At 65.7% G+C, this 14,870-nt stretch carries 14 protein-coding genes; 5 read left to right on the top strand and 9 right to left on the bottom strand.

Annotated features, from left to right (window positions below; translation table 11 throughout):
- Positions 1–311: 311 nt before the first annotated feature.
- Genes Q8Q80_RS06775 through Q8Q80_RS06765 form a run of 3 tightly spaced genes read right to left on the bottom strand, consistent with a single transcriptional unit; the run spans position 312 to position 3,133 of the window.
- Positions 312–1,685 (bottom strand): NAD(P)(+) transhydrogenase (Re/Si-specific) subunit beta, encoded by a 1,374-nt coding sequence (locus tag Q8Q80_RS06775; RefSeq protein ID WP_305632191.1) that lies wholly within the window; start codon positions 1,683–1,685, stop codon positions 312–314.
- A 13-nt stretch (positions 1,686–1,698) separates the two neighbouring features.
- Positions 1,699–1,974 carry an NAD(P) transhydrogenase subunit alpha gene (locus Q8Q80_RS06770; RefSeq protein WP_069040710.1) on the bottom strand — a complete coding sequence of 92 codons (276 nt, stop codon included), beginning with the start codon at positions 1,972–1,974 and terminating at the stop codon, positions 1,699–1,701.
- A 28-nt stretch (positions 1,975–2,002) separates the two neighbouring features.
- Positions 2,003–3,133 (bottom strand): Re/Si-specific NAD(P)(+) transhydrogenase subunit alpha, encoded by a 1,131-nt coding sequence (locus Q8Q80_RS06765; protein ID WP_305632190.1) that lies wholly within the window; start codon positions 3,131–3,133, stop codon positions 2,003–2,005.
- 187 nt (positions 3,134–3,320) lie between these two features.
- Here Q8Q80_RS06765 and corA point away from each other — a divergent pair, with 187 nt between their 5' ends.
- On the top strand, positions 3,321–4,412 hold the full coding sequence (gene corA, locus Q8Q80_RS06760) for a magnesium/cobalt transporter CorA (RefSeq protein ID WP_305632189.1): 1,092 nt from the start codon (positions 3,321–3,323) through the stop codon (positions 4,410–4,412).
- A gap of 24 nt (positions 4,413–4,436) precedes the next feature.
- Here the strand turns inward: corA and Q8Q80_RS06755 are convergent, their stop codons facing one another.
- The 6 genes from Q8Q80_RS06755 to Q8Q80_RS06730 all read right to left on the bottom strand — a co-directional run bounded on the left by Q8Q80_RS06755 (position 4,437) and on the right by Q8Q80_RS06730 (position 11,730).
- Positions 4,437–5,252 (bottom strand): PP2C family serine/threonine-protein phosphatase, encoded by an 816-nt coding sequence (locus tag Q8Q80_RS06755; RefSeq protein ID WP_305632188.1) that lies wholly within the window; start codon positions 5,250–5,252, stop codon positions 4,437–4,439.
- Between the two features lie 100 nt (positions 5,253–5,352).
- Positions 5,353–6,207, bottom strand: coding sequence for an HDOD domain-containing protein (locus tag Q8Q80_RS06750; protein WP_305632187.1), 855 nt, complete (start codon positions 6,205–6,207; stop codon positions 5,353–5,355).
- Positions 6,208–6,288: 81 nt separating this feature from the next.
- On the bottom strand, positions 6,289–7,530 hold the full coding sequence (gene glcF, locus Q8Q80_RS06745) for a glycolate oxidase subunit GlcF (RefSeq protein ID WP_305632186.1): 1,242 nt from the start codon (positions 7,528–7,530) through the stop codon (positions 6,289–6,291).
- Positions 7,531–7,541: 11 nt separating this feature from the next.
- Positions 7,542–8,618, bottom strand: a complete 1,077-nt coding sequence (gene glcE / locus Q8Q80_RS06740) for a glycolate oxidase subunit GlcE (protein ID WP_305632185.1) — start codon at positions 8,616–8,618, stop codon at positions 7,542–7,544.
- A gap of 2 nt (positions 8,619–8,620) precedes the next feature.
- Positions 8,621–10,144 carry an FAD-linked oxidase C-terminal domain-containing protein gene (locus tag Q8Q80_RS06735; RefSeq protein ID WP_305632184.1) on the bottom strand — a complete coding sequence of 508 codons (1,524 nt, stop codon included), beginning with the start codon at positions 10,142–10,144 and terminating at the stop codon, positions 8,621–8,623.
- Positions 10,145–10,437: 293 nt separating this feature from the next.
- Complete coding sequence (locus Q8Q80_RS06730) at positions 10,438–11,730, bottom strand: glycerate kinase (protein WP_305632183.1); 1,293 nt, start codon at positions 11,728–11,730, stop codon at positions 10,438–10,440.
- 143 nt (positions 11,731–11,873) lie between these two features.
- Between Q8Q80_RS06730 and Q8Q80_RS06725 the strand changes: the two genes are divergently transcribed.
- The 4 genes from Q8Q80_RS06725 (at position 11,874) to Q8Q80_RS06710 (ending at position 14,783) form a co-directional block, all read left to right on the top strand.
- The gene (locus Q8Q80_RS06725; protein ID WP_305632182.1) at positions 11,874–12,440 is read left to right on the top strand and encodes a cob(I)yrinic acid a,c-diamide adenosyltransferase; all 567 of its coding nucleotides are present in this window, start codon (positions 11,874–11,876) and stop codon (positions 12,438–12,440) included.
- Positions 12,441–12,569: 129 nt separating this feature from the next.
- Positions 12,570–13,373 carry a glutamate racemase gene (murI, locus tag Q8Q80_RS06720; RefSeq protein WP_305632270.1) on the top strand — a complete coding sequence of 268 codons (804 nt, stop codon included), beginning with the start codon at positions 12,570–12,572 and terminating at the stop codon, positions 13,371–13,373.
- 192 nt (positions 13,374–13,565) lie between these two features.
- Entirely contained in the window at positions 13,566–13,706 is a 141-nt protein-coding gene (locus Q8Q80_RS06715; protein WP_305632181.1) for a hypothetical protein, read from the top strand.
- 156 nt (positions 13,707–13,862) lie between these two features.
- On the top strand, positions 13,863–14,783 hold the full coding sequence (locus Q8Q80_RS06710) for a LysR family transcriptional regulator (protein WP_305632180.1): 921 nt from the start codon (positions 13,863–13,865) through the stop codon (positions 14,781–14,783).
- The last annotated feature ends 87 nt before the right edge of the window (positions 14,784–14,870 follow it).

The raw sequence follows: 14,870 nt of genomic DNA, 5'->3' as shown, positions 1-14,870 counted from the left end.
CTGTCCCTTCCAGGTTGGTCTGAAGTGTGGAGACGTAACGAAAACAACGCGATTGGAAGGCCTGTCGCGTTGCACGGAACACCGCTGCAGGCGACGCGAAGCAAAACGCCCCGCACCGCCGGCCAACATGCGTATAGCGCTTATCCGTTCGGGTGACAACTCGCGGGTGTTCAAGGTCGGCTTCCGGGTCAGGACCGACGCCAGCCGCGTAGTCCACAACGGCCGCAGGGGCCCACACGCTTACATCAACCGGTGCACAAAAAACCGCGTGCCGCTTGCGCGGACACGCGGTTACATGGGGTGCGGACCGATCAGCTGAGCGACTTCACGTGGCCGATCATTTCCGACACGACACCCTGCGCCGAGCCGTAGCACAGGCGGCAGTTCTCTTCGAAGAACAGCGCGTTCTCGATGCCGGAATAGCCGGCACCCTTGCCGCGCTTGATCACGATGACGTTCTGCGCCTTGTCTGCGTTCAGGATGGGCATGCCGTAGATCGGACTCGACTTGTCGGTGCGGGCCACCGGATTCACGACGTCGTTGGCGCCGATGACGAGCGCCACGTCGGCCTGCGAGAACTCTCCGTTGATTTCTTCCAGGTCGAAGATCTGCTCGTAGGGCACGCCCGCTTCGGCCAGCAGCACGTTCATGTGACCCGGCATGCGACCGGCCACCGGATGGATGGCGAACTTGACCTCGACACCCGCCTCTTCCAGCAGCTTGGTCATTTCATACACCTTGTGCTGCGCGCCGGCCACCGCCATGCCGTAGCCAGGCACGATGATGACCTTCTGCGCATAGCGCATCATCGACGCGGCGTCCATCGCCGAGCATTCCTTCATCGTGCCGGTCGGGCCCGAGCCGGCCTGCGCTTCGCCGGTGATCGGCGAGAACAGGATGTTGGTGATCGGGCGATTCATCGCCTTGGCCATCAGCTGCGTCAGCAGCGTACCGGCTGCCCCCACCACGATGCCCGCGATGATCAGCGCCGGAATGCCCAGCACATAGCCTTCGAAGCCCACGGCCAGACCGGTGAAGGCATTGAACAGCGAAATGACCACCGGCATGTCGGCGCCACCGATCGGCAGCGTGATGATGACGCCCAGCACCAGCGACAGCACGAAGAACGTGATGATCTGGGTCGGCGTCGGGTCACCGCTGACCACGATGCCGACGCCCACCAGAATGGTGACCAGGGCCAGCACGATGTTGACGGCGTTCTGCGCCGGCAGTCGCCAGGCCTTGTTCATCAGACCCTGCAGCTTGGCGAACGCCACGCAGGAACCCGAGAACGACACGGCGCCGATCAACGCGCCGAGCGTGGCAAGCGTCGTGAACACCACGCCATGCACGCCGCCGCGCGCAAATTCGAGCGCGGCGATCGCTGCGGCGGCACCGCCGCCCATGCCGTTGTAGATGGCGACCATCTGCGGCATGTCGGTCATCTTCACCACCTTGCCCGACCACCAGGCCGCGATGCCGCCGATGGCGATGGCGAGGATGATGAGCCCGAAGTTCTGCATGCCGGGCGTGAAGAAGGTGACCAGGGTGGCCACTACCATGCCGATGCCCGCCCACACGATGCCCTTGCGCGCGGTGACCGGCGAGGCCATGGCCTTCAGGCCAAGGATGAACAGTACGGCAACGACGAAATAGGATGCGTCGACCAGGAGTTTTGCAGTCACGTTGTCGGCTCCCTCAGTTCTTCTTGGTGAACATGGCGAGCATGCGCTCGGTCACGACATAGCCGCCGGCCGCATTCGCAGCACCCAGCACCACGGCGATGAAGCCGATGGCGAGTTGCAGCGGATCTTCCGGATCGGCATGGCCGAGCACGACCATGGCACCGACGAGCACGACGCCGTGCACGAAGTTGGAACCCGACATCAGGGGGGTGTGCAGGATGACCGGCACACGGGCGATCACCTCATAACCGGTGAAGGCGGCGAGCATGAAGATATAGAGCGCTTCCATCATTCGATCCTTTCTTTTTTGGGCTGGCTCAGAGGCCGAACACCTTCTTCACCATCGTGTGACGCACCTCGCCACCGTGGGTCAGCGCGGTACCGGAGATCACATCGTCTTCCCAGTCCGGCACGAACTGGCCGTCCTTGACGAAAGGTGACAGCAGGTTGAAAAGATTCTTGGCATACATGTCGGACGAATGCACCGGCATGCGCGACGTGATGTGGGTCGGCCCGATGATCAGGGCGTTGCCGACATGCACCGACTGGCCGGCGATCGTGCCATCGACGTTGCCGCCGGATTCGCACGCCATGTCGACCACGATGGCGCCGGCCTTCATGCCCTGCACCATGTCGAGCGTGATGATGCGCGGCGCGCGCTTGCCCGGGATGGCCGCGGTCGTGATGAGCACGTCGGCGTTGGCGACGGCCTTGCCCAGCTTCACCGCCTGCTGCGCCTTTTCCTCTTCGGTCAATTCGCGCGCGTAGCCGCCGGCACCGGCCGCCGACACGCCGGTATCGACGAACTTGGCCCCCAGCGACTCGATCTGCTCCTTGGTTTCCGGCCGCACGTCATAGGCCTCGACGATGGCGCCGAGCCGCTTTGCCGTGGCGATGGCCTGCAGGCCGGCCACGCCGGCACCGATCACCAGCGCTCTGGCCGGGCGGATCGTGCCGGCCGCATAGGTCAGCATCGGAAAGAACTTCGGGCACTGGCCGGCGGCGATCAGCACGCACTGATAGCCCGCCACCGCCGCCTGCGACGACAACGCGTCCATGCTCTGGGCGCGCGAAATGCGCGGCACCAGTTCGACCGCGAAACTCGTGATGTTGCGTTCAGCCAGCCGCACGGCACGCGCGCGGTCGGCATAGGGTTGCAGAAAGCCGGTCAATACCGCGCCTGGCTTCAGCGACTCGATCTGCATATTGGTCGGTACGCCGACCCGCAGCACGATGTCGGACTGCGTGTGGATCGCTTCGCTGCTGTCCAGGATGGTCGCGCCGGCAGCGACGTAGTCCTCGTCGCTGTAATGGCTGTTTGCGCCCGCGCCGGTCTGTACCTGAATCGCGGCGCCCAGTGCGGCAAACTTCTTGACCACTTCGGGCGTCAGCGCCACGCGCTGTTCGCCCTCGGCCGACTCCTTCGGCACACCAATGGTGACTGCCATGTACCCTCCCCCCGTGATGAACGTCCTGCGCTGAACATCGTGCTGCCCGGCCGCCTCCCTGGAGGCGCGGCGGTGCCGATGTTTCTGGATGCCCGGGCGGTCGCTGAAAGCTGCCCCCGGCCGGCTTCGCATACTATCCCCAGGCAGCGCGACGCGCAGGGGGGTATACCAAAATAAAGGTTTACTTATGAATCGACAAACCACTCCGAAACGCGCGCGCGGCACATCCCGCCGCTCCAGCAAACGCGGCCTGGCGCCGGGGTCGGTGGTGTTCATCGGCGCGGCGCGCGAACAGGCCGCCGGCATTTCGCTGATCGAGTACGGTCCGGACGCCTTGCGGGAAACCCGCTTCACGTCGCTCGAACAGTCGCGCCTGCACGAGGCGACGCTGCCGTTGCGCTGGCTGAATGTCCATGGCGTACACGACACGAGCGTACTGGCCGAAATCGGCCAGCGTTTCGGGCTGCATCCGCTAGTGCTGGAAGACATCGCCAATACCGAACAGCGGCCCAAGGTGGAGGACTACGGCGACCAGCTGTTCATCGTCGCCCGCGTGCTGCAGCTGTCCGACGACGGTCACACGCTGTCGTCGGAACAGTTCAGTCTGGTGCTTGGCGGGGACTTCCTGCTCAGTTTCCAGGAACGTCCGACCGGCAGTTTCGAACCGGTACGTGAGCGCCTGCGCAAATCACTCGGCAGCGTGCGCAGCAGCGGCATCGATCTGCTGGCCTACAGTCTGATCGACGCCGTGGTGGACAACTATTTCGGCGTGATCGAGCGCATCGACGATCGACTGGATCGGCTGGAAGAAGCGCTGTTCGAACGCCCGGCGAGTGCGCAGATCGCCACGCTTCACGAGGCGAGGCGCGACACCATGGCACTGCGCCGCGCGCTATGGCCCTTGCGCGAAGTGATCAGCAGCCTGCAGCGCGGCGATCATCCGCTGGTGACGCCGGAAACGCGCGTCTATCTGCGCGATGTGCAGGACCACCTGACCTTCCTGATCGAATCGGTCGATGCGATGCGCGAAACGCTGTCCGGCCTGCTGGATGTGTACCTGTCGGCGATGAGCCAGCGGGTGAATCAGGAGGTGCGCATCCTGACCGTGATCACCACGCTGTTCATGCCTGCTGCGCTGGTGGCCGGCGTGTTCGGCATGAATTTTCGCCAGATGCCCTGGCTGGACTCACCCGATGGCTTTCTGATTGCGCTGGCGCTGATGGCCGGCATCGCGGCGCTGCTCGGCATGCTGTTCTGGCGCCGGCACTGGCTGGATTGAGCCGTTGCGGCCCGACGGCCGCGCTCAGTCCTTCATGCTGCCCAGCTTGCGCCGGGCAGATTCCAGCCGTTCGCGTTCGGCCTTCTCGCGCGCTTCGGCATCGATCAGCTTGATCAGGATGAGCGACACATTGTCGCCGGTCGGCCGCCCCCGGTCTCGCGCACGCTTGATCAGCGTTTCCGCCGCCTCGCGGGCGGAAAAGACGGACAGCACGCCGCCGATTTCCTCGTCGGAAAAGTAGGCCCAGAGACCGTCCGAACAGATCAGGAAGCTGTCGCCGTCGGCCAGGTCGGTGGCGCCACCGTAGTCGATCATCGGCTCCTTCTGCGCCCCAAGGCAGTGCAGCAGCAGATTGCGCTGCGGGTGCGTCCTGGCGCCTTCCTCGTCGAGCTTGCCCTGCCGGATCAGTTCGCCAACCAGAGAGTGGTCCTGACTGATGGCCACACGCTTGTCGTGGCGGAAATGGTAGATGCGCGAATCGCCGCAGTGCGCCCAGTCGACGCGACCCGAATGCATCAACAGCACGCAGGCAGTCGAGTGCGGGTCCTGTTCGGTCGTGAAGCGGGTGAGCTTGATCACCACGTGCGCTTCCTCGACCACGCTGCGCAGGAGGTCTATCGGTGTTTCGACCGCGGGCGCGTAGGCCTCGAAGTTGTCACGCGCCTTCATGACCACCTGCTCGGCCGCCATCGCCCCGCCGCTGTGCCCGCCCATGCCGTCGGCGAGCACTGCCATCAGCATGCCCTTGTGGCGGCTGTGCGGAAAGACTGCGGCGCGGTCCTGCTGTTCCTTGCGGTCACCGATGTGCTGCGCAACGCAGCTGTCTAGTTTTAGTGCCATGAAGGTTTCCGGGTACGTCCCCTGATTCTAGCCGTGCAGGCGGGTCCGCTGCGCCCCGCGTCACCCGGCTTCACAAACGCCGGAAGATTGTGACGAATATTCACATCGCGACACTGACGTGCCGTTCATTGATTTCATCGATGTACTCGTCAAGCGCCGCGGCGTGGATGCCCAGTTCGGACAGGATTTCCGGCCCGCGGATTGCCCAGGACGGGTCGCCGAGTCCCTTGTTGCGCAGATAGATGTGGGTGGCGAGCGCGACGATGCCTATCGTGCTGCGCAGCCCGAAGGTATCGTCGTCCGGCATGGCGTGATGGTGCTGGATCGCCTGCACGATCAGTTCCGGCAGACCCCAGTTGCGGGCAACCCAGTAACCGACCGTGGCGTGATCAAGTCGATAACTCGTGTTTTCGAGTGCGAGATCGACCCAGGCGGAGTCGTCATCGAGATTGAGCCGCTTCCAGTATTCCGGAAAGCGGGTGCACAGCAGCGGCACGCCACAGTCGTGGAACATCGCCGCCAGATAGGCCTGATCAGGGAACACATTGCACACTGCCACACGTTCGCTGGCGATCTGCGAGGCGATCGCGGCGATCTCGTCACAACGCGCCCAGAAGTGCGTCATCTGCGGACCCGCTCCGCTCGCCACCTGACGGATCGAAATGCCACGTACGAGATTCACGGTCTGCGACAGACCGACCAGCATCAACATCTGCTCGGCGTTGCTCGGCGCGCGGCCGCGGCTGTAGGCCGGCGACCGGCACAGTTTGAACAGGGCCGACAGCACACCGGGATCGCGCGATATGGATTCAGCCAGATCACCCACCTCGAAATCCGGCGTGCGCATCAGGTTGTCGATCTCCATCAGCAGATGCGGCTTGGCCGGCAGCAACACGGCGGTGGAATCGAGCAGGGCTTCTGCGGTGTCGGGAATCTTGTTGCGCGCTTTTTGCATGGTCGGGGTTCTTCCGGAGCTATTGCGGGTTACGTCAGGTAACGGCAGGAATTGCCGCAACTTGAACCGGAAGCGATGCGCTCATGCAGTGGCTTTCAGCGCTTCCTCCACCCATTCGATCCAGTGACGTACCGGCGTTCCGGTCCCGGTCTGCAGGTGCGCGATGCAACCAACATTGGCACTGGCAATCCCCTTCACCGGCGCGGCTTGCAGCGCATGCAGCTTGTTGTCGCGCAACGTGCGCGACAGGTGCGGCTGCAACAGCGAATAGCTGCCGGCCGAGCCACAGCAAAGGTGGCTGTCGGTGACCGGCGCAAGCTCATAGCCGGCGGCACGCAGAAGGCCTTCGGCCAGACCGCGCACCTGCTGGCCGTGCTGCAGCGAACAGGGCGGGTGATACGCAAGCGGCGCCGGCGCCGGCGGCTGCGCCGCGAACAGGCCTTCGATCTGCACCCGTTCGGCGTGCAGGATTTCCGACAGGTCCTTCGTCATCGCGCCGACGCGTGCGGCGCGCTGTGCGTACTGCGGGTCATCGGCCAGCAGATGACCGTATTCGCGCACCGTGGTGCCGCAGCCGGACGCGGTCATCACGATGGCTTCGATCTCGCCGCTGTCGATGGCCGGCCACCAGGCGTCGATCAGCGCCCGCATGTCGCGCCGTCCGCCGTCCTGGTCATTCAGGTGAAAGCGCAAGGCGCCACAACAACCGGCGCGCGCCGCCTCGACCAGCGAAATGCCCACCAGATCGAGCACGCGCGCGGCGGCGGCATTCACGTCCGGCATCAACGCCGGCTGCACGCAGCCTGCCAGCACCAGCATGCGGCGAGCGTGACGCACCGGCGGCCAGCTGCCGGCGTCGCGCCGCGGCGCCACCTTGGCGGCCAGCGAAGCCGGCATCAAAGGCCTGACCAGCCGGCCCAGCGCCAGAGCGGTGTTGAACACCCCCGGTCGCGACAGCCCTTCCCGCAGCACCCAGCGCGCCGCGCGTGCGGCCAGCGGCCGTTGCGTGCGACGCTCGGCCACGGCACGGCCGATATCGACCAACTCGCTGTAGCGCACGCCGGACGGACAGGTGGTTTCGCAGTTGCGGCAGGTCAGGCAGCGGTCCAGGTGGGGCAGCACCGTTTCGGCCGGCACCGTGCCCTCGAACATCTGCTTCATCAGATAGATACGGCCGCGCGGGCCGTCGAGTTCGTCGCCCAGCAACTGATAGGTCGGGCAGGTGGCGTTGCAGAAGCCGCAATGCACACACTTGCGCAGCACCGCCTCGGCAGCGTCGCCCTCAGGCGTGCTGCGGATGAAATCGGCCAGTCCGGTCTGCATCGGGATCGCTCTTAAAGTTCGGGGTACAGCCGTCCGGGGCTGAAAACGCCGGACGGGTCGAAAGCCTGCTTCAGGCGCTGGCTGACTGCCATGACTTCGGGCTTGAGCGGTTCGAACACGCCGAGCGCCCGGTCCACCGTCCGGCCGCCGCGGAACAGGGTGGCATGGCCGCCCAGCGCGCCGACCACGTGACGCAGCGCGTCCGCGTCGGTGTCGCTGCGCAGCCAGCGCTGCAGGCCGTTCCATTCGGTCAGGCAGTCGCCATCGAGCGCCAGATGCGGCGCCGTCGGCGGCAGCGCGACGCGCCACAGCGGCGCATCGCCATCGAAGAAGGCATGTGTGTGATTGCGTACCGAGCGCCACAGCGCTGCCGCTTCGACGGCGTCAACCGCCTCGCCGCCGATCAGCGGTGCCGCGGCGTCGAGCGCGACCTGCGCGCCCGACAGCCTGACGTGCAGCCGGCCGCCATGCCAGCAAGTCGCGGAAATCGGCAGCGGCTGGGCACCCCACTCGCGCAGGCGCAGCAGCGCCAGCGCGTCGTCGAGTTCGAGCATGCGCGTCTGTTCGGCCTGGGGCAACGGCAGCACCTTCAAGGTCACGTCGAGAATGAGGCCCAGCGTGCCGAAACTGCCGGCGATCAGGCGCGATACGTCAAAACCCGCAACATTCTTCATCACCTGGCCGCCGAACTGCAGCACGCGGCCCTGGCCGTCCATCACGGTGACGCCGAGCACGAAGTCGCGCAGGCTGCCGGCGGCCATGCGGCGCGGGCCGGACAGGCCGCTCGCCACCATGCCGCCCACGGTGACGCCGGGTCCGAAATGCGGCGGCTCGAAAGCCAGCATCTGCTGTCGGCCGGCCAGCAGCGTTTCGATGTCGGCCACGCGGGTGCCGGCGTGCGCCGTGATGTAGAGCTCGGACGGCTCGTAGGCGATGACACCCTGCGCACCACGCATGTCGAGCGGCGCGCCGGCGAGCTGCTGCGCGAGGAAGTCCTTCGAGCCGCTGCCGTGCGGGCGCAGCGTGCGGCCTCGCGTGGATGCATCCAGCACCAGCTCGCGCAGCGTCGAATGGAAAGGATGGGTCATGGTCAGAAACGCGGCAGGTCGGGATGCGGCAACTCGCCGTGATGCACGTGCATGCGGCCCATTTCGGCGCAGCGATGCAGCGTCGGCACCGCCTTGCCCGGATTCATCAGGCCTGCAGGATCGAAAGCCGCCTTCACGCGGTGGAACAGGTCGAGTTCGTCGGGCGCGAACTGCACGCACATCTGGTTGATCTTTTCCAGCCCGACGCCGTGCTCGCCGGTGATGGTGCCACCCAGCGCGACCGACAATTCGAGGATTTCGACGCCGAAGGCCTCGGCGCGGTGCAGCGAATCCGCATCGTTCGAATCGAACAGGATCAGCGGGTGCAGATTGCCGTCACCGGCGTGGAACACGTTCAGACAGCGCAGGCCGTACTTGTCCGACATCGCATTCATCGCCTCCAGCATGTCGGCCAGCTTGCGGCGCGGAATGGTGCCGTCCATGCAGTAGTAATCGGGCGAGATGCGGCCGGCTGCCGGGAAAGCGGCCTTGCGGCCGGCCCAGAAACGCAGCCGTTCGGCTTCGCCGTCTGACACGCGGATTTCGGTGGCCCCGGCTGCGTCGAGCAGCGTACGCACGCGGGCAATCTCGTCTTCCACTTCTTCCGCCGTGCCGTCGGCCTCACACAGCAGGATGGCGGCGGCGTCCAGCGGGTAACCCGCGTGTACGAACGCTTCGACCGCCACCGTGGTCGCCTGGTCCATCATTTCCAGACCTGCCGGGATGATGCCGGCTGCGATGATGTCGGCCACCGCCTGACCCGCGCGGCGCACGTCGTCGAAGGCAGCCAGCACGCAGCGCGCCACGCGCGGCCGGGGCATCAGCTTCACGGTCACTTCGGTAACCACGCCCAGCAGGCCTTCCGAGCCGATGGTGACAGCCAGCAGGTCATAGCCCGGACTGTCCGGCGCGGCACTGCCCACCTCCATCACGTCGCCGGCCATGCTCACCATGCGCACGCGCAGCACGTTGTGCACGGTCAGCCCGTATTTCAGGCAATGCACGCCGCCGGAGTTTTCCGCCACATTGCCGCCGATGCTGCAGGCGATCTGCGACGACGGATCCGGCGCGTAGTACAGGCCATGCGGGGCGGCTGCTTCGGACACCGCAAGATTGCGCACGCCCGGCTGCACCACCGCCTGCTGCGCCAGCCGGTCGACCGACACGATGCGGTTCATGCGCGCCGTCGACAGCACCAGGCCGTTCTTGTGCGGCGTGGCGCCGCCGGACAGGCCGGTGCCGGCGCCTCGTGGCACGACCGGTACACCCAGCCGGTGACAGGTGCGCAGCACCGCGACCACCTGCGCCTCGGTCGTCGGCAGCGCGACGGCAAGCGGCATTTCGCGCATCAGCATCAGGCCGTCGCACTCGTAGGCACGCAGGCGGCCGGTGTCGGTGATGAGGCAGTCAGCCGGCAGCACGCGCGCCAGTTCCGCGATCAGGGCGGCCCTGGAAACCACCGTGGGTGCAGCGGCAGTCGAGTGGGAATTGGCGGTATTGGCGTGCGCCTGCGGCGATGCGCTCATGGCTCGTTTTCGGGTGCAATCAGGCGATCGATGATACCCGCAGACATCCGCGATCGCGGTCGGTTGCAACGAAGCGACCCGGCCACATCGAAACTTGCCGACTTGAACGACGGCTGGCACCGCATGCCTCGCCAATGTGGGAGCGCGGGTGCTGTGGGAGCCGGTGCTGTGGAGCGGCGTTTCGGCGAGCACTGTTCGACGCCCGCGATGCCGGCTGGCCATGCGGGGCCAGCCGTGTCGGCGCACTACAGCAGCCGCGCCTTCGGCCGCTTACGGCCGCCTGTGAATACCCTTCAGACCTTCTTCCCGACGTAGATGGCGCGGAAGTCGTTCACATTGGTCAGCGTCGGCCCGGTCACGATGAGGTCATCGATGCCATGGAAAAAGCCGTACGCGTCGTGCACGTCGAGCATGTGGCGGGCGTCGATGCCGGCAGCGCGCGCGCGGGCCAGCGTGTCGTCGGTGACCAGGGCGCCCGCGTTGTCCTCGCTGCCGTCGATGCCGTCGGTATCACCCGACACCGCATGGATGCCGGGCATGCCGTCGAGCGCGATGGCCAGCGACAGAAGAAACTCCGAATTGCGGCCGCCGCGCGGCTTCTGCCCCGGCTTGATCCGGCCCAGCGTCACCGTGGTCTCACCGCCGGACAGCAGCACGCAGGGCGGCGCCAGCGGCGTGCCGTTGATGGCGCACGCCTTGGCGATGCCGGCCAGCACCTTGCCGGCGTCGGCCGATTCGCCCTCGATCATGTCGCCCAGCACCAGCGGCGTCACACCGTGGGCGCGGGCCACCTCGGCGGCGGCCAGCAGCGAGGCCTGGGCGGTCGAAATGGTGCGCGTTTCGCAGCGCGCCAGACGCGGGTCGTCCGACTTCGGGGTTTCGGATTCGGGACTCGACAGCCAGTTCATCACCGCGGTCGGCACTTCGATGTTGTAGCGACGGATGATGTCCAGCGCATCTTCACGCGTCGTGGTGTCGGGCACCGTAGGGCCGGATGCGACCACCGCCGGGTCGTCGCCCGGCACGTCGGAAATGACCAGCGTGAACACGCGCGCCGGATAGCAGGCCTGCGCCAGCCGGCCGCCCTTCATCGACGACAGGTGCTTGCGCACGCAATTCATTTCCTGGATCGCGGCGCCGCTGGCCAGCAGCGCGCGGTTGACCGCCTGCTTGTCCTCCAGCGTAAGTCCCTCGGCCGGCGCGGACAGCAGCGCCGAACCGCCGCCGGAAATCAGCGCGATCACCAGATCGTCTTCGGTCAATCCCTGCACCGACTGCAGGATGCGCCTCGCCGCCTGCTGGCCGGCCGCATCCGGTACCGGGTGCGACGCCTCGACCACTTCGATGCGCCGGCACGGGGCGCCATGACCGTAACGCGTCACCACCAGCCCGGACAGGTCACCCGGCCAGTTCTTCTCGACCGCCAGCGCCATCGACGCAGCGGCCTTGCCTGCACCGACCACAAGCGTACGTCCGCGGGGCGGCGGCGGCAGGTTGGCCGGCACGCACAGATCCGGGTTGGCGGCGTCGAACGCGGCCTGGAACAGCTTGCGGAGGAAATCTTTCGGGTCGATTGTCTGGGTCATGCTTGCGGGAGCTCCATTTGTTGCATCCGGTCAGCACGCAGCGCGCGTGACCATGGGAATATATGGAGAATTCTAACTGGTACGGCCTTATATATAAGCCGACTTATAATCAATAGCTCTTATCCATCTCATCACGAGCAGCCATGGCCAACCGACTTTCAAAGATCACGACACGCACCGGCGACGGTGGCGAAACCGGCCTCGGCGATGGTACGCGGGTGTCGAAATACAGCGCCCGCGTGCACGCGCTGGGCGACGTCGACGAACTCAACAGTGCGCTCGGCGTGCTGCTGTGCGAATCGCTGCCGCCCGATCTTGCCGCGCTGCTGACCGACATCCAGCACGATCTGTTCGACCTCGGTGGCGAACTGGCCGTCCCGGGTTACAACCTGATCAAGCCCGAACAGGTGGCGCGGCTGGAAACCGAACTGGAACGGCTGAACGACGAACTCAAGCCACTGAAGGAATTCATCCTGCCGGGCGGCACGCGCGCGGCTGCACTGTCGCATCTTGCACGCACGATCTGCCGGCGCGCCGAACGCGCCGTGATCGCCGCCGCTGCCGAAGGTCAGGTGCCGGACGCCAGCCGCCAGTATCTCAACCGACTGTCCGACCTGCTGTTCGTCATCGGCCGCACCTTCAACCGGCTCGATGGCCGCGGCGACCTGCTGTGGCAACGGGGCCGGGCACAGGACGGCGGGACGGGCTGAACAGATCCAGTGCGGCGGATGAACGCTGAAAATGCCGATCAAGGCGGATAGACCCGGAACAGTCACCTTCTCGCGATGAATCTGCGTTCTTCCGGCTTTCCGGCGCCTAACCGCGACCCTACCGCCGTCGTGACCCCGACGAGCGACGCCCCGATAGGCGTCTTCGATTCCGGCCTCGGCGGCCTGTCGGTGCTGTGCCACGCACGGGCGCGCCTGCCTGCCGAAGACTTCCTGTACGTCGCCGATTCGGGGCATGCACCGTATGGCGAGCGCAGCGCCGAGTGGATCCGTGCGCGCAGCCTGACGCTGGGTGAATTCCTGATCGGCCACGGCGCAAAGGCACTGCTGATCGCCTGCAATACGGCAACAGCGGCCGCGGCCCACGCCTTGCGCGAACGCTGGCCGGGCGTGCCGGTAATCGGCATGGAACCGGCGGTCAAACCCGCCGCTGCTGCCACGCGGTCCGGCGTGGTCGGCGTACTCGCCACCACGGGTACGCTGGCCAGCGCGCGCTTCGCTGCGCTGCTCGACACCTTTGGCCGCGACGTCCGCGTCATCACCCGGCCCGGTACCGGCCTGGTCGAGGCGGTCGAACGCGGCGAACTGGACACCCCTGCCACGCAGGCGCTGATCGCGTCGCATGTCGAACCGCTGCTGGCCGACGGTGCCGACGTGATCGTGCTCGGCTGCACGCACTACCCCTTCCTGCGCCGGTGGATCGAGCACCAGGCCGGACCGTCGGTGCAGGTGATCGACACCGGCGATTCGGTGGCCCGCCAGCTGGCGCAACGGCTGAACGATGCCCGACTTTTGCGCAGCGCAAAGGCGGCGGGAAGCGAAAGATTCTGGTCCTCTGCTGCCTCGGACACCGCTGAGCGGGTGCTGCAGAGACTGTGGCAGGCGGATGCGCAACTTGCGCCGTTGCCGGCATAAAAAAATCCCGCACACTTGTCAGATCCGTTGAGGAATCAGACCGGTGCGCGGGTAAGACCGAAGGGTTGGCCAAGGGAAGCGGTGGTCGGGGCGGTGAGCCGCCCCGGAGGAGCCCTGCGGACGGCATCAACCGGTAAGCCGCAGCGGGAGTTCGGGTTGCAGGGTTGACGGGTGCGGCAGCGGTGACGGGTCATGCCGACTCCATGCCCGGCGGGCGCCATCGTTGCCCGCAGCGCCCGGCACGAAGCCCGCCAGAACAAGCCGGCGCCGCACCGCATCGTCCATGCACAGAATCGCAATCATCCGTGCGTGTTCCAGGGCCGTCAGACGTGACTTACGCCATCCGGACTCAGGTGGGCAGGAAAACGGGCTGGGCACGAGGGTGATTGGCACGAACGATTCGGGTTGCAGTGATCAACGCGAGATGCTAAAAACTTTGATCCATTAGAACAAATAGTATTTTTTTCTTGATTCGATAATCAAAAGGTTATGAACATAACGCTTCGGCAGTTGCAGGTATTTGCCAAAGTGGCTGAAACCGGCAGCTTCACACGCGCGTCGGAGCAGCTCTTCCTGACCCAGCCGGCGGTGTCGCAGCAGGTGCGGCAACTGACCGAAACGGTGGGCGAGCCCCTGTTCGACACCATAGGCCGGCGCACCTTCCTGACCCCGGCCGGGGAAGAACTGCTGTCGGCATGGAAAGGCATACAGCTGCAGTGGCAGCAGTTCGAGGAAAACCTTCAGGCCACGCGCAGCCTGCACCGCGGCACGCTCAGGCTGGCTGCGGTCAGTACCGCGAAGTACTTCGTGCCGCGCGTGCTCGGCCCTTACTGCGCACAGTACCCGGGCATCGACGTGAAGCTTGAAGTGGCAAACCGGGACCGTCTGATCGAACGCATGCAGGCCAATCTCGACGATATGTACGTCATGACCAAGCCGCCCGAAGACATGGATCTCACCTGCGATTCATTCCTCGACAATCCGCTGGTCGCGATTGCGCCGGCGTCGCACCCGCTGGCCAATGCCGGGATGCTGAAGCTGCAGGATCTGGCGGAAGCGCGCTTCATCATGCGCGAGCAGGGCTCGGGCACGCGCATCGCCATCGAGAACTACCTGTCGCAGCAGGGCGCCACGCTGAATGTGCGGATGGAACTGGGCAGCAACGAAGCCATCAAGCAGGCGGTGGCGGGCGGAATGGGTTTGTCCATACTTTCGCGCCACACGCTGCATCGCGACCCGCTGCTCGAAAATGAAGTGGTCATCCTTCAGGTCGAGGGGTTTCCGCTGATGTCACGCTGGCAAGTGGTCCGACTGCAGCAACGTCGCCTGTCGCGGGCGGCCGAAGCCTTTCTCGAATTGCTGCAGGCCTGGATACCGGCCTATCTGGGCACCAAGGGCATGGGAATCTGACCGTCCCGATTCCGGATGGCCGCAACCGGTCCGATCCCGTCGGGTAGCGGGCAAAAAAAGACCCGCCGAAGCGGGTTTGAAGGAGGA

It is taken from the genome of Methyloversatilis sp., assembly GCF_030698125.1.
GTDB lineage: Bacteria > Pseudomonadota > Gammaproteobacteria > Burkholderiales > Rhodocyclaceae > Methyloversatilis.
Note: the sequence above shows the minus strand (reverse complement) of the source record. Positions and strands in the feature narration are given on the sequence as shown.